General features: G+C 71.8%; 13 protein-coding genes and 1 riboswitch. Of the genes, 6 read left to right on the forward strand and 7 right to left on the reverse strand.

The window, feature by feature from the left end; translation table 11 throughout:
• Positions 1–153 precede the first annotated feature (153 nt).
• From IE247_RS31240 to IE247_RS31255, 4 genes are read left to right on the forward strand one after another with little or no spacing between them, the layout of a single operon-like run.
• On the forward strand, positions 154–1,434 hold the full coding sequence (locus tag IE247_RS31240) for a glycosyltransferase family 2 protein (RefSeq protein WP_190126750.1): 1,281 nt from the start codon (positions 154–156) through the stop codon (positions 1,432–1,434).
• Positions 1,431–3,401 carry a right-handed parallel beta-helix repeat-containing protein gene (locus tag IE247_RS31245; protein WP_229869475.1) on the forward strand — a complete coding sequence of 657 codons (1,971 nt, stop codon included), beginning with the start codon at positions 1,431–1,433 and terminating at the stop codon, positions 3,399–3,401. The genes IE247_RS31240 and IE247_RS31245 overlap by 4 nt, the downstream gene beginning before the upstream one ends.
• Before the next feature lie 60 nt (positions 3,402–3,461).
• Positions 3,462–4,742 carry a right-handed parallel beta-helix repeat-containing protein gene (locus tag IE247_RS31250; RefSeq protein WP_190126718.1) on the forward strand — a complete coding sequence of 427 codons (1,281 nt, stop codon included), beginning with the start codon at positions 3,462–3,464 and terminating at the stop codon, positions 4,740–4,742.
• A gap of 35 nt (positions 4,743–4,777) precedes the next feature.
• Complete coding sequence (locus tag IE247_RS31255) at positions 4,778–5,434, forward strand: M15 family metallopeptidase (protein ID WP_190126719.1); 657 nt, start codon at positions 4,778–4,780, stop codon at positions 5,432–5,434.
• A 4-nt stretch (positions 5,435–5,438) separates the two neighbouring features.
• Here the strand turns inward: IE247_RS31255 and IE247_RS31260 are convergent, their stop codons facing one another.
• Positions 5,439–5,831: a MerR family transcriptional regulator gene (locus IE247_RS31260; protein WP_190126720.1), complete on the reverse strand. Its 393-nt coding sequence runs from the start codon at positions 5,829–5,831 to the stop codon at positions 5,439–5,441.
• Between the two features lie 5 nt (positions 5,832–5,836).
• Positions 5,837–6,598, reverse strand: a complete 762-nt coding sequence (locus IE247_RS31265; protein WP_190126721.1) for an SDR family NAD(P)-dependent oxidoreductase — start codon at positions 6,596–6,598, stop codon at positions 5,837–5,839.
• A 97-nt stretch (positions 6,599–6,695) separates the two neighbouring features.
• On the opposite strand from IE247_RS31265, the gene IE247_RS31270 reads away from it, so the two are divergent.
• Positions 6,696–7,595, forward strand: coding sequence for an aminoglycoside phosphotransferase family protein (locus IE247_RS31270; RefSeq protein WP_190126722.1), 900 nt, complete (start codon positions 6,696–6,698; stop codon positions 7,593–7,595).
• Between the two features lie 34 nt (positions 7,596–7,629).
• Here the strand turns inward: IE247_RS31270 and IE247_RS31275 are convergent, their stop codons facing one another.
• The 5 genes from IE247_RS31275 to IE247_RS31295 all read right to left on the reverse strand — a co-directional run bounded on the left by IE247_RS31275 (position 7,630) and on the right by IE247_RS31295 (position 17,857).
• On the reverse strand, positions 7,630–10,077 hold the full coding sequence (locus IE247_RS31275) for an ABC transporter permease (protein WP_190126723.1): 2,448 nt from the start codon (positions 10,075–10,077) through the stop codon (positions 7,630–7,632).
• Positions 10,034–14,476, reverse strand: coding sequence for a non-ribosomal peptide synthetase (locus IE247_RS31280; RefSeq protein WP_190126724.1), 4,443 nt, complete (start codon positions 14,474–14,476; stop codon positions 10,034–10,036). The genes IE247_RS31275 and IE247_RS31280 overlap by 44 nt, the downstream gene beginning before the upstream one ends.
• Positions 14,476–16,020, reverse strand: a complete 1,545-nt coding sequence (locus IE247_RS31285; protein WP_190126725.1) for an AMP-binding protein — start codon at positions 16,018–16,020, stop codon at positions 14,476–14,478. Before IE247_RS31285 ends, IE247_RS31280 begins: the two co-directional genes overlap by 1 nt.
• Complete coding sequence (locus IE247_RS31290; protein ID WP_190126726.1) at positions 16,017–16,280, reverse strand: acyl carrier protein; 264 nt, start codon at positions 16,278–16,280, stop codon at positions 16,017–16,019. The genes IE247_RS31285 and IE247_RS31290 overlap by 4 nt, the downstream gene beginning before the upstream one ends.
• A gap of 590 nt (positions 16,281–16,870) precedes the next feature.
• Positions 16,871–17,857: an NAD-dependent epimerase/dehydratase family protein gene (locus IE247_RS31295; RefSeq protein ID WP_190126727.1), complete on the reverse strand. Its 987-nt coding sequence runs from the start codon at positions 17,855–17,857 to the stop codon at positions 16,871–16,873.
• A gap of 132 nt (positions 17,858–17,989) precedes the next feature.
• On the opposite strand from IE247_RS31295, the gene IE247_RS31300 reads away from it, so the two are divergent.
• Positions 17,990–18,601 carry an SMI1/KNR4 family protein gene (locus tag IE247_RS31300; RefSeq protein WP_190126728.1) on the forward strand — a complete coding sequence of 204 codons (612 nt, stop codon included), beginning with the start codon at positions 17,990–17,992 and terminating at the stop codon, positions 18,599–18,601.
• Between the two features lie 50 nt (positions 18,602–18,651).
• Positions 18,652–18,775: riboswitch (cobalamin riboswitch) on the forward strand.
• The last annotated feature ends 94 nt before the right edge of the window (positions 18,776–18,869 follow it).

The raw sequence follows: 18,869 nt of genomic DNA on the forward strand, positions 1-18,869 counted from the left end.
GCCAAGTGTGGAGAGATCATTCATTCGCCTCCATATTCTCCCGTACAGTGGCGCATCGCGTGGGCTTCTGACTCAACGTCATCACTCGCCACGCGGGTTGGGGGACCGGAAAAAGTGTCGGGGTTTTTCGACGGAGTGTGGTCATGGATCGTCATGGCGGTGGGGGAGACATCGTGGCGTGAGCTGATGCCCCTGGGGCTCGCCGGGGCGTTCGTCTGGGCGCTGTGGCTCTACCGGACGGTGCTCTCGCGCTTCGCCCGGCCCGTGGTCAACGACTACCGCACCACGGTGTCGGTGGTGGTCCCCGCGTACCGCGAGGATCCTCAGATCCTGCTGGACTGTCTGGAGACCTGGCTGGCACAGGACCCCACCGAGATCATCATCGTGCCCGACGTCGAGGACACCGAGGTCCTGCGCCGGCTGAGGCAGGTCGAAGACCCCCGGGTGCGGGTGCTGGCCTTCGAGCACCGCGGCAAACGCTCGGCACTGGGTGTGGGCATCCGGGCCGCGACCGGTGAGCTGATCGTGCTCGTCGACTCCGACACCCGCTGGCAGCCGGGGCTGCTGGCGGCGGTCCAGATGCCCTTCGCCGACCCGCAGGTCGGCGGGGTCGGCACCCAGCAGAACGTCTATCTCAGAGCCACCAGCGTCTGGCGGCGGCTGGCCGACTGGCTGGTCAACCTCCGCTACTACGACTATGTCCCGGCCATGGGCCGCGCCGGAGCCGTCGCCTGCCTCTCCGGCCGTACCGCCGCCTACCGGCGCGCGGCCGTCGAACCGGTGCTGGAGAACCTGGAGAACGAGTTCTTCCTCGGCCGCCGCTGCGTCGCGGGCGACGACGGCCGCCTGACCTGGCTCGTCCTGGCCTCCGGCTATCGCACCGTGCACCAGTCCTCCGCACGCGCCCTGTCGATGTTCCCCGCCTCGTTCGCCGCCTTCGTGAAACAACGGGTGCGCTGGAGCAGGAACTCCTACCGCTGCTATCTCACCGCCCTCTACAAGGGCTGGCTCTGGCGAGCCCCTCTCGTCACCAAGATCACGGTCCTGCAGATCCTGCTCACCCCGGTCACCATGGGCATGGCCCTGGGCTATCTGCTATTCAGCCGGCTCGAACTCAACGGCCGCGGCGTGGTCCTGGTCGTCATCTGGCTGGTCGTCGGGCGAGGTATCCGGGGCTACTCCCATCTGCGCAGACACCCTCAGGACATACTCATCCTGCCGCTCCTCGCCCTCGTCGTGATCATGATCTCGCTGCCCATCAAGCTCTACGCCTTCCTCACCATGAACAAGCAGGGCTGGCTCACCCGTACCAGCACCAGCATCGGCGGCGAAGGTCAGGACTCCGCCTCCCTCATGAACAGCAGCGGCGGCGGCAGCGCACCGCGATCCGACGAGACAGCCACAGCCACACCGGCGGGAGCGGCACAGCGGTGACACACCACATCTCACACACCGTCTCCGCCGCGCGACGGAGCCCGGGCACCGCGCGCCGCCTGGCGGTCGTGCTCCCCCTCACGGCGGCTCTCCTGATCACCCCCACCGCCCACGCCGACAACGGTACGGGTGGCTCCGCCGCCCTCGCCGGGGCCGGGGCCGCTCAGGCCCTGAGCCGCGCCGACGACGACAGCGGGCGCGGCGGCGACCGGGAGCTCACCCCCGAGGACGCCGAGAACCAGACCGCTCTGGTCGCCGCCGAGGACCGCCGCCTCGACCAGGTTCGCGCGGTCGCCGCCGTCGCCCCCCTCAAAGGCCCTCAGTGGTCGCGCCCCTACCGGCTGGACACCCAGGGCGGATACACCCTGGTCCTCACCCGCCGCACCAAGCCCTACGGCGTCTCCGACCTGCTTGAACTCGCTCCCCAGACCTTCGTCCGGAAACGCGACGGCTCCTATCTGCTCACCGAGAACATCTATCTCAACACCGGCGCCAAGCTGAAGCTCTCCAGCCCCGGCGGACTCACCCTGCGCCTCGCCAGCAACACCAAAGGCTTCGTCTCCATCGTCTCCTTCGGCGGCCGCCTCACCCTCGAAGGCACCCCGCAGGCCCCCACCCGCATCAGCAGCTCCGACACCCGCACCAACACACCCGACACCGACGTCAGAGACGGGCGCGCCTTCATTCGCGCCATCGGCGGCCAGTTCTCCATGACCCACACCCACATATCCGACCTCGGTTTCTGGAGCGGGCGCACCGCGGGGCTCAGCCTCACCGGAACCGACCGCCCCGACACCGGCAACATCAAGTACTCCGACGCCGAAGATCTCAACCAGCGCGAGCAGTCCGCCGCCGACGACAAAGCCGAGCGGCAATCCGAACGTACGCCTCGCAGCGGCGGCATCATCGCCGGTCCCGCCGGGGAGCTCACCACCCCCGACACCCGCTTCTCCCTCCCCGATCTCTCCTATCTCTCGGCCGAGATCAGCAACTCCACTATCAAGGGCAACCTCTTCGGACTGTTCGTCTCCGGCGCCACCGGGGTCAACATCACCCGTACCCGCGTCGAGAGCAGCCTGGAGGACGGTGTCGTCCTCCACCGCGGTGTCACCAACGTCGTCGTCGACCGGACCGTCTCCCAGAAGAACGCGGGCGACGGCTTCGTCCTCTCCCGCGCCACCCAGCAGGTCCGTGTCACCGGATCCACGGCGCTCTCCAACGGCGGCAACGGCTTCACCCTCAGCGGTCGCCCCCTGGCCGACGGGCCTTCCGCGGCCGGTGAATCCACCGCCGCCTACGGATCCAACTCCGTCTCCCACAGCACCGCCCGCGACAACGGCCGCCACGGCATCGAAGTCCTCGGCGGAACCAATGTCGGTGTCCAGGACAATAAGATCCACGGCGGCGACATGGGCATCGTCACCCGCGACAACACCACCAAAGTGGCGATCACCGGCAACCATCTCACCGGTCAGACCCGGCAGGGCATCTCCGTCCGCGACGGAGTGACCGACGCCACCATCAGCGGCAACCTCGTCGAAGGCACCGACACCGGCATCTATCTGCGCGACGCGAAAGCCGAGATACGCGGAAACACCGTCCAGGACGCCACCTCGCACGGCATCTCGCTCGTCGGCCGTGTCGGCGCCACCGCCGTCTCCTACAACGTCGTAGCGGGCGTCGGCCCCAGCGCCCTCGACACCAGCCGCGCCCACGGCACCATCACGCTCAAGAAGAACCAGACTTTCGCCTGGCACGACACCAGCACGTTCTGGATCAAGTTCCGCCACTACGCCAGTCCCATGACCATCCTGTGGACCACGATCCTCCTTCTCATCCTCATCTCCGCGATCCTGGGCGCCCGTCGCACCAGCCGCCACAACAACACCACCGCCACACCGACCGCCCCCCACCCGTACGCCGACAAGCAGCCCCTCCCCTCGCCGCCCCCCACCGAGCAGCGCTAGAACCGCCCCGGCCCTCTCTGGTCATCACCGCATCTCCCGCCGAAACCGGAGCCACCGACCATGACGTCCCATCCGCCGGTGCAGTCCGGCCCCGACCCGGAGCAGGCACCCGGACCACAAGCGGCCGGCCGGGCCGCGTTCCGCGGCCCGGCCGTCTGGCTGTCCGGCGCCGCCCTTGTCACCGCCCTCGCCGCGCTCGTCATCGCTCTCGCCGACAACGATGACGACGGCCCCGAGATCGTCCCGGGAGCCACCCAGGCCGGCCCCCACAGCACTTGGTCCGTCAGGCCCGGAACTCTCCCCACCGATGCGGGCGCCGACGCCGACGCCGACTCTCCCGAACCCTCCAGCACCGACACCGGTGCCCCCTCCCCCGTAGACACCATCACGCCCACTCCCGGCGGCCCCCTCGCCCCGCCCGCTCCCTCCCGGGAAACCGACTGCCCGCCGGCCACCGTCACCGTCGCCGACGCCCGCTCCCTCCAGAAAGCTCTCGCCGACGCCCGTCCGGGGGACAACATCCGCCTCAGTCCCACCACCTACACCGGACGCTTCATCGCCACCGCCCCCGCCGCCAAGGACAAACCCATCACCCTCTGCGGCCCCTCCGACGCCGTCCTGGACGGCGACGGCATCAAAGGCGGATACGCCCTGCACCTCAATCGCGCCACCCACTGGAAAATCAGCGGCTTCACCATCCGCAACGCCCAAAAAGGCGTCATGGCCGACAGCACCCACCACACCACCCTCGACAACCTGACCGTCCATGACATCGGCGACGAAGCCATCCACTTCCGTAACCACAGCACCCAGAACACCATTCGCCACAACACCATCCACACCACCGGCCTCCGCAAACCCAAATACGGCGAAGGCATTTACATCGGCACCGCGAAATCCAACTGGTGCACCATCACTCAATGCCAACCCGACAACAGCGACAACAATCGCATCGCCAACAACCACATCACCAAAACCACCGCCGAAGCCATCGACGTCAAAGAAGGCACCTCCAACGGCACCATCACCCACAATATTTTCGACGGCACCCATCTCACCGGAAAGCACAATGATTCCTGGATCGACATAAAAGGCAATAACTGGCTCATCCAGAACAACACCGGCCACAACACTCCCCAGGACGGCTACCAAACCCATCAGATCCTCAAGGGCTGGGGAATCCGCAACACCTTCAACAACAACACCGCCCATGTCAACGGGCCCGGCTACGGATACAACCTCACCGCCAAAGACAACACCCTCACCTGCTCCAACACCACTGTCAACGCCGCTCAGGGCCACACCAACACCAAGGCCCCCTGCGGCAAGGGTGAATCCTGAGCCCTCGCCACCCAGCCAGCCGAAGGGGATTCCCGATGACGGAAATCGTGCTGATGTCGGACCCGAGAGTCACCGCCGTCCCGGTGGACGAATGCGGCGAACCTCTGGTGGACTGCCGGGGAATACTGCGCGTCGACGAACGGCGCTCCGACACCGCGGGAAACTGGGCGCACCTGCGGTCCGGCGTGGTGGAACGGCTACTGAAAGCGGAGAAATCGCTGCCGGACGACTGGCGGTGGCTTCTTGTCGAAGGGCATCGCCCTCCGGCTCTCCAGCAAAGTATCTTCGACGGCTATCTGTCCTCTCTGCGGCGACTCCCACCGGGCGCGACGGAGGCGGAACTCATCAACGCGGCCACTCGCTGGGTCGCTCCGCAGGAGACAGCGGGCCATGTGGCCGGTGCGGCGATCGATCTCACGGTGTGCACAAGGGACGGGGCCGAGGTCGACATGGGGTGCCCGGAGGCCGCCACACCGGAGGAGAGCGACGGCGCCTGCTACACCGACGCTCCCGGACTCACGGAGCGGGCCCGGCGGAACCGGAAGGCGATGGGTGCGGCCCTGGGCGCGGCGGGCCTGGTCAACTACCCGACCGAGTGGTGGCACTGGTCCTACGGGGACCGGTACTGGGCGCTCATGACGGGTGCGAGCAACGCGATCTACGGGCCGCGGGAGCTCCGCGCCCCGGGGTGACCGGTCAGGCCGGTGGCTGGGGCAGCTCGGCGGTCCGCCGGTCGAGGGCGGCCTTGAGGCGGTCGCGGGCCTCGGTCTGGGCCGCGATCCGTTCGTTGAGGACCGCCAGTCGCTCGACGGCGATCCGCAGGCCCTTCTCCGAGGGCGGCGCGGTGGATATGTCGCCGTCCAGGCAGGGCAGGAACGCCTGCACATCGTCCAGGGTCAGGCCTGCGGCCAGCAGGTGACGGATGTTGCGCACCCGTGCGACCGTTCGCTCGTCATAGACCCGGTAGCCGTTGGCGGCTCGCTCGGAGAAGATCAGCCCGGCCTGTTCGTAGTGCCGCAGCGCTCGGGCGGTCGTCCCCGTCGCCTTGCCCAGCTCGCCGATTCTCACCCGTTCCGCCTCCCGGGTCATCCCTATCACGCCACGACCGCTCCCCCGTCGACCGGGAGTACCACCCCGGTGATGAACGATGCTTCCGGTGAGGCGAGTCGGGTGATGGCCCAGGCCACTTCCTCCGGGCGGCCGATCCGGCCCAGCGGGGTGTGCGCCAGCTGCCACTTCCGTACCTCGGCCGTCCGCTCCGGTGTCAGACCCTGGTGCTCGCCGATCGGGGTGTCGATCGCGCCGGGCGCGACCGCCGCCACCCGGATGCCACGGGGTGCCAGCTCGACCGCCCAGCTGCGAGTGAGCAGCTCCAGCGCGGTTTTGGTGGCCGCGTAGACCGAGTTACCCGGCCAGGCGCGCTGGCCCACCGAGGTGCTGACGTTGACGATCACTCCGCCGGAGGTCTCCAGGAGCGGCAGCGCGGCCTGGGTCAGCAGGATGGGCGCGATCAGATTGGTGGCGATCTGGGGCTGCAGCACCTCCGGTGTGAGCGTCCCGAGCGCGCCGCCGCTCACGATGCCCGCGTTGTTGACCAGTACGTCCAGGCGTCCGTGCGCCCTCAGCGCGGTTTCGACGATCCACTCGGGCTCGCCCTCGGCGGTGATGTCCGCGACCAGTGGCGTGATCCGGTCGTGTCCGGCGGCGGTCTTGTCGAGCGGGGCGACCCGCCGGCCCACGGCGAGCACATGAGCGCCCTCCTCGGCGAAGGCGCGGGCGGTGGCCCGGCCGATCCCGGTGCCTCCCCCGGTGACGATGACGACCCGGCCGGACTGCGATGCGCTTCTGCTGTTCATGTCGGTGATCCTGCAACCCTGCCACCAATGACAAGGTCAAGCGGCGTCGTGGAAAGGTGTTTGACGCCCGTCGGCGTCCGGTGCTCGGATGGCGGGCATGAACACAGGGCTGACGCGTCCCGGGATGCACCCCATTGACGGTGAGCTTGTACGGCGGCTGATCGCCGGGCAGTTCCCCCGGTGGGCGGGGCTGGCGGTGGAGCGGTGGCCGTCCGGGGGCACGGTCAACGCCATGTACCGGCTGGGCGACGACATGGTCGTACGGCTGCCGCTGGTACGGGGCGGGGCGAAGGACGTGTCGACGGAGCAGGAGTGGCTGCCCCGCCTCGCGCCTCTTCTGCCCACGCGCATTCCCGAGGTGCTCGGGGCCGGGAAGCCCGCCGAGGGGTATCCCTGGCCGTGGTCGGTGCATCGGTGGCTGGCAGGCGTTCATCCCGAATCGGGGGCGTTGAGCGAGCCCCTTACGCTGGCGGAGGATCTGGCGGCCTTCGTCGCGTCGATGTGGAGCGTCACACTGCCGGGCGCGCCGAAGGCGCACCGGGGCGGGCCTCTCGCCTCGCTCGACGCGGAGACCCGGGCGGCTGTCGAGGAGTTGCGCGGGATTCCGGAGGAGGGTGTGGACGGTGATGCCGTGTCCGCCGTGTGGGAGGAGGCGTTGCGGGCCCCGCTCCGGGACGGTCCGCCGGTGTGGCTGCACGCGGATCTGATGCCGGGCAATCTGCTGGTCGAGGACGGCAGGCTGACCTCCGTGATCGATTTCGGGTGCATGGGGTGGGGGGATCCTGCCTGTGATCTGTTTCCGGCGTGGAATCTGCTGCCGCGCGACGCGAGGGAGGTCTTCCGCGAGGCGCTGGGCGTGGACGAGGCGACCTGGATTCGAGGCCGGGGTCGGACGCTCTCGCAGGCGCTGATCGCGCTGCCGTACTACCGGACGACGAACCCGGTGATGGCGGGCAATGCCCGGCAGGTGATCCGGGCGGTGCTGGACGAGCGCTGACGAGGGCTGGGGCGGCGTCCCGGCCGGGACGCCTTCACCGTACGGCGGGCCGGTCCTCCCGCCGTACGGTGCGCCAGGTGACGATGACGCTCGATGTGGTCGCCAGGACGAGGGAGCCGAGGATCACCGCGGCGATGGTGAGTGGGTTCAGGTGCGGTCCGACTTCGGTGGAGGTCGCCTGGGACAGTCCGGAGGCCATGCCGGCCAGCGGCGCCAGGGGGACCAGGAGGCCGAGGGCCGCGCCGACGGTGACGGTGAGGGAGGTCTCGGCGGCGGAGAGGAGGAGCAGTTGCCGTACGGTGCCGCCGGCGGACTTCATCACGGCGAGGTCGCGGCGGCGGCTGTGTGCGGTCATGGCCATGCTGTTGGCCATGGCGATGCCGCTGTAGCCGACGGCGATGGAGAGCAGCATGGTGGTGAGGGTGTCGGTGAGTCCGGCGTCGGTGGCGTAGTCGTCGAGGGCGTGTCGTACCGCGTCGTGCACGGCGGTGCCGGGAACGACCGAGTCGGGCCGGGACGCCGCCGGTACGAAGATGTCGTCGGTGAGGGCGGCCGGGTCGTGTGCGCGGACCAGTTGGCGGGGTAGGACGAAGTCGCCTCGGGCGGGGTCGTCCGGCAGGACCTGGCCGATGCGCAGTTTCACGGTGGCACCGTCGGCGAATCTCACCGTGTGCTCGTCCCCGGCCTTCACTCCGAGGAAGTCCGCCGTCTTCCTGCCGAGCACCGCCCGGCCCGGTCTGTTCCAGCGTGGGTCGCGTGAGCCGAGTGCGTCGATGACGGTGAGGGTGCCGTGCTTGTCGCGGACGAAGGCGCGGGTCGGCAGTGCCGCCCTGCCCACCGGGTTGGCGGCGACCACCTCGTCGGTGTTGCCCGGTGTTCCGTCCGGCGTCACGATGACCTGTCCCGTGAGCCTGAGTGCCTCGCTTGCCGGGTACGCCACGCGCATCGTCTCGCCCATACCGCTGAGCAGGACGGCGAACCCGACGGCCGCGATCACCGGGGCCGCGAGTGACGCCGCCCGGCGCGAGTCGGCACGCAGTTCCGCGCGGACGAGGAGCGGGGTGGCCGAGCCGAGCCGTTCGAACGGTGCGGTGAGCGCCCGTCCGACGGGGCCGACGCACACCGGGGCGAGCAGTGCGGCGGCCACGATGAGCGCCATCGTGGCGAGGATCGCGGTGTTGACCCGGGTGTCGGCGCGCACGGCGGCGGTCGCGACGGTGAGCAGCGCGCCGAGGCCGAGGGCGGTCAGGCCGCCGATCCAGCGGGGGCGGCTCATCGTACGGCTGTTCGCGCCGTTGTCGGAGAGCGCCTCGATCGGCGCGACTCGCACGGCCGTCCGGCCGGCGGCCAGGGCTCCCAGGACGCTGACGCCGACGCCGATCGCGGTCGCCGTGAGCAGCGGCCACATCGCTGTCCGCAGTTCGAGCTCCGGCGGTGTCACGCCGAGCCGCTGAAGGATGTCGCGCAGCGGCGGCGCGGCTCCGACGCCCGCCAGACAGCCGGTCAGTGAGCCCAGCAGGCCGATGAGACCGGCCTCGCCCAGGATCATCCGGCGTATCTGGTGGGGTGCCGCGCCGATCGTCCGCAGCAGGCCGATCTCCCGCCGTCGCAGTCCGGTGGTCAGGACCAGCATGGACGCGACCACGAAGACGGTGGTGAACAGGGCGAGCGCCGCCATGGCTCCGATGAGCTGCGTACCGAGGAACCGCCGGTGTTCCACGTACGCCGGCTGGAGTGCGGACCGGCCGTCGCCGGAGACCACGGTGCCCCTGTCGCCGACGACGCTCCGGGCCTTCGCCGTGATGTCGTCGGCGGAGGCGCCCTTGTCGGCGATGATCGCGATGGCCCCGACCCCGGGTTCCTGGCGGGCGGCGAAGTCGTCGGTGAAGTAGTAGCCCGGTCCGTTGACGGTGCCGACCACTCGGAATTCGCCGCGCCCGGCGGTGATGTTGACCGTGAGTGCCGTGCCTGTGGCCACTCCGAGCGCCCGGTCCACCACGATCTCGTGGGCCGCGGCGGGCGCCCGTCCGGTGACGAGGCTGTACGGCGCGAGTCGCGCGCTCGACCAGCCGTGTCCCGCCTCCAGTGCTCCTTCGTCCTCGACCGGCTCGCCGTCGTCGGAGAAGGCCTGCGCGTAGAAGGAGCGGTCCACCGTCACGGATGCCACGCCCGGCACCGTGACCAGTTCGTCGAGCAGTGGCCGGGCCTCGGTCCGGCTCCACGGCACCCGGTCCCGGGGCGTGCCGTCCCGGTCGACGGCCTGTTCGGGGACGGCGAGCGCGGTGGCGGCGGCCAGGCGGGGCTGGGGCCGGGTTCGGAGTAGGCCGTTCGGTCGCGCCGGGGCCTCGACGCCCGTGGGGGCGGCGTCGGCGGGCGCCGTACGGACGGTCTCCTCCTCGCCCGGCCCGTGAGCGGGCGGGGTACGGGCGGCGCGCGGTTCAGCCGGATCCGGTGGGCGGCGGCAGGAAGCCCATCCGGACATGGGACTCCACGTACCGGGTGAAGAGGGCCTCGTCCACCCGCGGGCAGTGGATCCCGCTTCCCCCGAGCGCCTCCCGGGTGCTCGTGGCGTCGAAGACCGCCGCGCCGGAGAAGCGGGTCGCGGCGTCGAACGCGTCGGCGGGCAGGAGGGAGAGCAGGGGGTGGGCCGTGTTGGCCGGCTCCCGCTCGACGGCCCGCCGCCAGTCGGCGAGCGGTACGTCCCCGATGGCGTAGCCCAGGGAGCGCAGCCAGCCGATCGCGCGGGCCAGCGGGACCCGGTCCCCGGCGGCCAGATGGAAGGTGCGGTTCGCCGCCCGGGGGGTGCGGGAGAGCGCGACGACGGCTCTGCTCACATAGTCCACCGGGACGAGGTCGAACCGCTCCTCCAGGTCGGCCGGGGCCAGTCCGGCCTCGACGCACCCCTTGAGCAGCAGCCAGAAGTAGTCGGAGGTCTGGCACAGTCCGCTGTCGGTGGCTCCGCAGATCCGCGCGGGGCGGTGGACCGATATCCGCAGGCCGCGTTCCCGTGCCTGCTCCAGCAGCGCTTCGGCGGCCCATTTGCTCTGCGCGTAGCCGTTGCGCAGGGCGTCCGCCGGGGGCAGCGGGTCCTCCGGGCGGACGGGGCCGCCGTCCGGGGGGCCCGCCGTGTGGACCCCGACGGTCGAGATGTGGTGCAGGGGTACGGAGCCGTGGAGGGCCGCCAGTCGCAGCACCTCCGCCGTGCCGCGCACATTGCTCCTCCTCAGCCGCTCGTAGGAGTGGGTGAGATTGACCTCGGCCCCGCAGTGGAAGACGGTGTCGACCCGGCGGGCGAGGCTGTCGAAGTCTCCGGCGGGCATTCCGAGACCCTCCTCCGCGAGATCTCCGGGCACGGCCGTGATCCGGTCCGTGTACGAGTCCTTCCAGAGGCCGTAGCCGTCGAGCGCGGCGCGCAGCCGCTTGTGGCCGGTGGCCGTGTCGGGCGCGCGGACGAGGCAGTGCACGAGGCCGTCGGCGGAGGAGCGGAGCAGTTCGTGGAGGAGGAAGGTGCCGAGGAAGCCGGTCCCGCCGGTGAGGAAGGTCCGCTCCGGGCGGTCGAGGGCCCGGGCCGGGGCGGGTGTGGGCACGATCGCGGCAGGGAGTTCGGCGTCGGCGCGCAGATCGGGTGCGGCAGTCCGGGTCCGGTCGCCCGGGTCGGTCGGGTCGGTCGGAAGGGCCTGGCCGGTCAGGAGGGCCGCCATCCGGCGGACGGTCGGTGCGGCGAAGAAGGAGCCGAGGCTGAGCCGTACGCCCCACTCCTCGTGGACGCGCAGCAGCAGCCGGACGACCAGCAGGGAGTCCCCGCCGAGTGCGAAGAAGTCGTCGTCCGCCCCGATGCGGTCCGTGCCCAGCACCTCGCGCCAGATCTCGGTCATCCGGTGCTCCGGGCCGGTGCGGGCCGGGGCCGGCTCCGGGGCGCTCGCGCCGGGTGCGGTGGGGGCGGGCAGCGCGGCGCGGTCCACCTTGCCGCTGGGGGTGAGCGGAAAACCGGGCACGGGCATGATCATGACCGGGACCATGGCTTCGGGCAGCTTCTCCCGCAGGGCGGCGCGCAGCCGTTCCGCGTCGGGGGCGGCGGGGCCCGCCGGGATGTAGTGGGCGACCAGGCGGGTGCTGTGCGGCAGGGAGGTGTCGGCGGTGACCACCGCGTCGGCGACTCCGGGGACCGCCTTGACGGCGGACTCGATCTCGCCGAGTTCGACCCGGTGGCCCCGGATTTTGATCTGGCCGTCGCGTCGGCCGAGGAATTCGATGGCTCCGCCGGGCAGGAATCGGCCCAGGTCGCCGCTGCGGTAGAGCCGTTCGCCGGGGATGAGCGGATCCGGGACGAACATCCGCCGGGTGATGTCCGGCCGTCCGTGGTACCCGATGGCGAGGCTCTCGCCGCCGAGCCAGAGCTCCCCCACCGCTCCCGGCGGGACGGGGGCGAGCCGGTCGTCGAGGATACGGACACGGGCCCCCGGCACCGGACGGCCGACGGGGGCGCGGTCCGGCCATCCGGCGGGGGGTCCGGTGAGTTCCCCGGCGGTGACGACATGGGTCTCGGACGGGCCGTACTGATTGTCGAGCACGGCGGTGGTGTTCTCCGTGAAGAACCGTCGGACGGCCGGGGTGATGAAGAGCTGCTCCCCCGCGCTGACGACTTCGCGCAGCGAGCCACCGCCGCCACGGGCACCGGCCGCGTACTCGGCGAGCTGCTGGAGGGCGACGTAGGGCAGGAAGAGCCGTTCGACCCGGCTGTCGTCGATCAGGGCCAGCAGCCGGGCGGGGTCGCGCCGGGCCGTCTCGTCCACCAGGACGAGGGTGCCGCCCGCGTGCCAGGTGGAGAACAGCTCCTGGAACGCGACGTCGAAGCTGAGCGGGGCGAACTGGGCGGTCCGCAGGGGGCCGGGCGCGTGGGAGGAGGACCGGCGGAGCTGCCAGTCGATGACGCAGGCGAGGGCGCGGTGCGGCATCAGCACCCCCTTGGGCAGTCCCGTGGAGCCGGAGGTGTAGATCAGATACGCCGGGTCGTCGCGGCTCACGGCGGGAAGGGCCGCCGCCGGGCGCTCCGCCGTGTCCTCCAGGAACAGCGCTTCGGCACCGGCCGTGTCGACGGCCAGGTCCCGGAGGGTCCGGCGGGTGGTGAGCACGGCCGCGGCGGCGCTGTCGCGGAGCATGAGGGAGATCCGTTCCGCCGGATAGGCGGGGTCGACGGGAACGCAGCACCCTCCGGCCCTGAGCACCGCCAGTACCGCGACCGGGAGTTCCGGCGAGCGTTCCAGCAGTATCCCGACCCGGCCGCCGCCGTGTCCGGCCGCCACCAGCCGGGCGGCCAGCGCGTCGGAGGCCGCGTCGAGTTCGGCGAAGGTGAGCCGTACGTCTCTGTGCTCGACGGCCACCGCATCCGGGGTGCGCCGGGCGGCCCGGGCGAAGGCCTCATGGGCGAGGGGGCGGCCGGGGGCGGGCGGCGGGCCCTGGGCCCAGGTCGCGGTCGTCCGCTCCCGGTCCCCGGGTGTGAGCACCGCCAGTTCGGCCACCGCCGCGTCCGGGCGGGAGAGGGCGTCGTCCAGCAGAACGCGGAGACGTTCCGTCAGAAGTCTCGCACCGGCGGGGGTGAACAGCTCCGCCGCGTACTCCAGCCGCCCCCGGAAGACGCCCTGCTCCGGGGCGAGGTGGAAGAAGGCGTCGAACTTCGCCGTTCCGTCGTGCGGGCGGAGGCGTTCGGCGCGTACCCCCGGCAGTGAGAGGCCGGGCGCCTGCCCGTCGTCCACCGTCAGCACCACCTGGAAGAGCGGCGTCCGCGATCGGGTGCGCGACGCGCCGGCCATCGCCACCAGCCGGGTGTACGGCATGTCCCGGTGCTCCCTGACCTCCCGGGCCGTCCGTTTCGTCTCGGCCACGAGTTCGCGGAAGGACTGCTCCGGTGTGGTGCGCGGGCGCAGCGGGAGTACCTCGGCGAGGCACGCGATCATGGGTTCGGTGTCGGTTCCGTCGCGCCGGGAGACCGGTACGCCGAGGATCGCGCCCCGGCCGTCGCCGTCGCCGCCGTCCCTCTGGCCGTTCCCCCGGCCGTCGCCGTGTCTGTCGATCAGCGCGGTGAGAGCGGCGGCGAAGACGGTGAACGGGGTCGCCCGGGTCTGGCCGCAGAGTCGGCGCAGCCGGGAGACGAACTCCTCGTCCAGGGTGAATTCGACTGTTCCGCCCCGGTGGCCGAGTGTCTTGGGGCGCGGGCGGTCGAGCGGGAAGGTGGATTCCGGGGGCGGGTCCGCGAGGGTGCGCCGCCAGTACTCCGCGGTTTCGGCCCGGGGCGCGCCGGAGGTCCGCTGTCGGTGCGCGTACGGTCCGGGCTGGAGCGGCACGGGCGGCAGTTCGGGTTCCGGTTCGCCGGTCCGGGCGCGGTAGAGGCTGCTGAACTCCTCGTCGAGCAGATACAGGGCCCAGCCGTCCACGGCCGCGTGGTGGACGGCGACGGCGAGCACCGCGTCGTCGTCCCCCACTTCCAGCAGGGTCGCGCGGAGCAGGGGCGGCCGGTCCAGCGGCAGCGGGCCCGAGACGGCCTCGCGCACCGCGCGGTCCAGTTCGCCGGTGGTCACCCGCCGTCTGAGGAGCGGCACGGGCATGGGCGGCAGCACTTCCTGTACGGGGACGCCGTCGGCCAGGAGCAGTCCGGTGCGCAGGGATTCGTGCCGGTGTACGACACCGGTGAGGGCCCCCTCGACGGCCCGTGCGTCGAGGGGGCCGCGCAGCCGGTGGACCCAGGACTCCACGTACCGCGAGACGCCGTCCCCGAGCCGGTCGTTCAGCCAGATCCCTTCCTGCTCCCACGACATGGGGTGGACGAGGGGGGCCGGTTCTGTGTTCCCGGTGGGGCCGGTGTTTCTGATGGGGCCGGTGGCCATCATGAGCTCCTGTTCGGGGCGTGGCCCTCGGCGGCCGGGACAGGCAGCAGGGCGAGCAGGGCCGCCCGGTCCACCTTGCCGTTCGGGGTGAGCGGGAAGGCCTGCTGCGGAGAGAGGAAGTGGGGTACGAGGTGTTGGGGCAGCCTGGACGCCAGTTCGCGCCGGAGTGCGGCGGGGCCGAGGTCCCGGTGCTCCGGGGCTCCCGGCGGCTCGGTGGTGTAGAACAGGGCCAGCCGGGTGCCGCCGGTGCCGTCCGCCGTGTCGCGGAGCGCGGCGACCGTGCACGCGCGTACGCCGGGGATCCGCCGGGCGGCCGCCTCGATCTCCTGAGGTTCGACCCGGTGCCCGGCTATTTTCAGCTGCCGGTCGCCGCGCCCGCGGAAGTGGAGGACGCCTCGGGCGTCCAGCAGGCCCCGGTCCCCGGTCCGGTAGATCCGGGTGGGCGATCCGGCGAGGCGTACCGTGGGGAACTTCGCCGCGGTGAGTTCGGGGTCGCCGAGGTATCCCAGGGCGAGTCCGTCGCCGGAGAGACAGATCTCGCCGATCTCGCCCGGGGCGGCCGGTTCTTCGCCGTGCAGCACATGGATCCCGGTGCGGGAGACGGCGGTGCCGAGGGGGACGCCGTCCGGCGCGGTGCAGTCGTCCGGCTCGACGGGGTGGGTGGCGGCGAAGACACAGCTCTCCACCGGGCCGTAGCCGTTGATCACCTCAAGGCCGGGGTGGCTCTCCAGACAGCGCCGTACATGTCCGGCGGACATCCGCTCCCCGCCGGTGACCAGGGTCCGCAGTCCGCGCAGGCTGTCCGGGTCCTCCTCGGCGATCAGATTGAGGAGCGAGGTGGTCAGGAAGGCGGCGTCGACCCCGAATTCCCGGACGAGGGAGCGCAGACCGCTCGGCAGCAGATGGTCGCCGTCGGAGATGACGCAGCGTCCGCCGGTGATGAGGGTTCCCCAGACCTCCAGGGAGAAAGCGTCCCAGGAGACCGGGGAGGTCTGGGCCATGGACCGGCCGGGTCCCGTCCAGGCCCGCGCGTCCCGGGCCAGTCGGGTGGTCGCCCGGTGCGGTGAGACGACGGCTTTTGGAGCGCCGGAGGTTCCCGAGGTGAAGAACACGGTGGCGGGGGCGTCGCCGGTGACGTCCGGCGGCGGGGTGCGGGGGGCGCGCGGCGGCTCCCCGTCCGGGGCCCAGGACGGTACGAGCGCGCCGGGCACGGGCCCGCGGGTGATGAAGAGCGGGGGCGACAGCGTCTCCAGTACGGTGCGCACCCGTTCCGGCGGCCAGCGACGGTCGAGGGCCGCGTAGCCCGCGCCGCTCTTGAGGACTCCGAGCAGGACCGCCACCAGCTCGGCCGACCTGGGCAGATCGACGGGGATCAGATCGCCGGGGCCGACCCCCAGCTCGCCCAGCCGGGCGGCCCAGCCGTCGGCGGCGGCGTCGAGTTCCGCGTACCCGACGCGTTCATGAGGGGTGACCACCGCGAGGGCGTCGGGGGTGGCGGCCGCCCGGCGGGCCACCTCGGCATGGATCGGCGGGAGGTCGTTCATCGGGCGGCCGCCCGGGCGACGACCGCTTCGGCGAACTCCCCCACGGTCTCGCTGTCGAGGAGGAGTTCGGGGGGCGTGGCCACGCCTGTCGCCTGCTCCAGGCGGAGGCAGACCCGCATGGCCTGGAGGGATGAGCCGCCGAAGGCGTGGAAGCTGTCCCCGGCGGTCAGCGGGCCCGCCCGGAGGACGTCCTCGACGGCCCGGATCACCCGTGCCGCGTCCACCGGGGCGGTCGGGTCATGGGGTATGTGCTCTGTCACGGTCTCTCTCCAGATGGGCCGAATCCTCGGCGGACGGGGTGCCAGGGGTCCAGGGGTCCGGGGTCCCGGGGGTCCGGGGGTCCGGGGGTCCGGGGGTCCGGGGGTCCGGGGGTCCGGGGGCTGCGTCCGCCCGTCGGGGCAGGGGCAGGGGCAGGGGCAGGGGCAGGGGGCGGGCAGGGTCAGGGCAGGGAGAAGAGGGCGGGTTCGCCGCTCGTCGACAGGTGATGTGGGCGACCATCACGTCCGCCCGGAGACCGTCGCGCTCGGCGAGCGTGATCATCAGATCGCCGAGGACCGGCGGCCGGCCCCGGCCGCCGAAGTTCCGCCCGATCGATTCGGGTCAGCAGCACCGCCATCGCTCCGGTCACGGTGCCGAACAGGAAGAACGCGGCCTTCGAGGCCGCCGTGCGCTGCTCGCTCATGCCACTCCCCCGCCCCCAGGCGCGCTTTCACGCCCATGAGGCGGAATCTACACGTGCCCATGCGGTCCCGGCCCAGCCGATGACCTTGGAACGGCAGGCGTTGGGAGCCTGACACCGTGTGGTCCATGTCGACCGCGTCCAGTGGGAGTTCGGCGGCCTCCGCCCCCGTCAGCCCAGAGCGGCCAGCAGCTCGCGCTCTCGCGCGGCGGTGAGACCCGCGCGGCGCGGGCGGTCCAGGCCCTGCCCGCGTTCCCAGCGGAGTGTGTCGTTCAGCAGTTCCGCCCGGGGCCGGTGGCGGAGACCGGCGGCGAGCGCCGCGGCTCCCCCGCGGGCCGACCAGGCTTCCCAGCCGGGCTCGACCAGCCACATCGGCAGCGACTCGGGACCCATGTACTCGGCCACGCCATGGGCGAGCAGCCGGGCCGAGTCGACGCGGGTCACCGGCCCGGTGTGCCCGCCGGCCGCGCGGGACAGCTCGATCCACTCGGCGAGGGGGAGGACGGGGCCGACCGTGTCGTAGGTGCCGGTGATTCCCTCGGCGGCGGCGTCGAGCAGCCAGTCGGTGAGGTCTCTGACGTCGATCACCTGTGTCGGCAGGGCCGGTTCGTCCGGTACCAGCATCGGACCGCGCGGATCCCGCGCGGCGCGCGCCGCCCAGTAGCCGGAACGGCCGCTGTGGTCGCCGGGGCCGCCGATGAGACCGGCCCGCGCGACGAGGAGCCGATCCCCCAGGGCGTCCGCCGAGGCCTGCTCGCAGGCGGCCTTCGCCTCTCCGTACAGCTCTCGGCCCACCTCGCTCCGGTCGGTCGGGGCGAGGAGCGCGGCGGACTCGTCCGCGTCCGGGTCGGCGTGGGAGGCGTAGGCGCTCATCGAGGAGACGTACGTCCAGTGCCTGGCCGCGCCGCCGAGCGCGGCGAGGGCGTCACGGACGAAGCCGGGCTGCCACGACACCTCGACGACCGCGTCCCACTCGCGGCCGAGCAGCGGCGCGTACGCGGACGGATCGCGCCGGTCGGCGGCGATCAGCACGGCTCCGTCCGCCGTCGCCCCGCTTTCACCGCGGGCGAGGCAGGTCACCCGGTGGCCGCGCCCGATCGCCGCCCGCGACAGCTCGCGGCCCACCCATGCCGTACCACCCAGAACGAGAATCTCCATGCCGGTACTCAAACAGCGGCGGAGGCGGAGGCCAAGGGCGCTCTGCCGACAGCAGACGGCCCGGCTGCCGACCCACTCGACTGTCAGTGGCCGGGGCTATGTTGAAGCGAAAGGACGGCACTGGAGGGGAACATGTCCGAACACTCACCCATCGCCGCGCTCATGGCGGTGATGTCACCGCACGACGGGGTGGACGAGCGGATCGACTGGGCCGCGGCCGGGGCCGAGTGGGGGGTCTCCTCTTTCCCGGCCGACTACAGGGCCTTCATGGCGGCGTACGGATCCGGCGGCATCGACGATGCCTTCTCGGTGCTCGCTCCCGGGGGCTCGAAGGAGCACGGCGGGATGGCGGAGGAGACGGGCACCCTGCGGCTCACCTGGGAGCGGGAAGGGGGACCCGCCGGAGTGGAGGCCACGGCGGACCGGGCCGTCGCCTGGGGGGTCAGCTGTGGCGCGGACGTCCTGGGGTGGCTGACCGACGACGGCGATCCGGACGCGTGGCCGGTGGTCGTCTGGGAGCGGCACGGGTGGCCGCACTGGAAGGTCTACGACTTCGGGATGGCGGAGTTCCTGCGGCGGGTGTTCGCCGGGGAGTTCCCCGAGTGTCCGCTCAGCGACGCCTCCCTCTGGAGGGAGTCCGCCCCTCACTTCGTCAACCGGCGCTTGGAGAAGGAGCGTTGGGATGCCGGGGTCAACCCCTACACCGGGGAGCCGGATCCGTACTTCGGCATGGTCTACGACTGACCCCGGCGCCCGGCCCCGCGGCCCCGGCAACCCGCGCTCCGCCGGAAGGGGTTACTCTTCAGACGCCCTGTGGGGGAAGTCCGGTCGAATTCCGGCGCTGACCCGCAACGGTAGGCGGAGTCCGGGAGACCGGACCCGTGAGCCCGATTACCCGCGGTGGCGCAGGATCCTGTCAACTCGCCGTGGACTGCGAGAGGATGCCCGGCCGGACATCCGTCTCCCGGGCCGCTCCTCGGCCGTGGACGCACGGCCCGAGGCGAAAGCGACG

The sequence above is a fragment of the Streptomyces inusitatus genome (genome assembly GCF_014651115.1).
Taxonomy (GTDB): domain Bacteria; phylum Actinomycetota; class Actinomycetes; order Streptomycetales; family Streptomycetaceae; genus Streptomyces; species Streptomyces amakusaensis.

Excerpts from the sequence above, each read along its gene's own strand:
- IE247_RS31240 (WP_190126750.1), top strand. The coding sequence starts at position 154 with ATGGCGGTGGGGGAGACATCGTGGCGTGAGCTGATGCCCCTGGGGCTC.
- IE247_RS31250 (WP_190126718.1), top strand. The coding sequence starts at position 3,462 with ATGACGTCCCATCCGCCGGTGCAGTCCGGCCCCGACCCGGAGCAGGCA.
- IE247_RS31255 (WP_190126719.1), top strand. The coding sequence starts at position 4,778 with ATGACGGAAATCGTGCTGATGTCGGACCCGAGAGTCACCGCCGTCCCG.
- IE247_RS31260 (WP_190126720.1), bottom strand. The coding sequence starts at position 5,831 with ATGACCCGGGAGGCGGAACGGGTGAGAATCGGCGAGCTGGGCAAGGCG.
- IE247_RS31265 (WP_190126721.1), bottom strand. The coding sequence starts at position 6,598 with ATGAACAGCAGAAGCGCATCGCAGTCCGGCCGGGTCGTCATCGTCACC.
- IE247_RS31270 (WP_190126722.1), top strand. The coding sequence starts at position 6,696 with ATGAACACAGGGCTGACGCGTCCCGGGATGCACCCCATTGACGGTGAG.
- IE247_RS31275 (WP_190126723.1), bottom strand. The coding sequence starts at position 10,077 with ATGTCCGGATGGGCTTCCTGCCGCCGCCCACCGGATCCGGCTGAACCG.
- IE247_RS31280 (WP_190126724.1), bottom strand. The coding sequence starts at position 14,476 with ATGGCCACCGGCCCCATCAGAAACACCGGCCCCACCGGGAACACAGAA.
- IE247_RS31285 (WP_190126725.1), bottom strand. The coding sequence starts at position 16,020 with ATGAACGACCTCCCGCCGATCCATGCCGAGGTGGCCCGCCGGGCGGCC.
- IE247_RS31295 (WP_190126727.1), bottom strand. The coding sequence starts at position 17,857 with ATGGAGATTCTCGTTCTGGGTGGTACGGCATGGGTGGGCCGCGAGCTG.
- IE247_RS31300 (WP_190126728.1), top strand. The coding sequence starts at position 17,990 with ATGTCCGAACACTCACCCATCGCCGCGCTCATGGCGGTGATGTCACCG.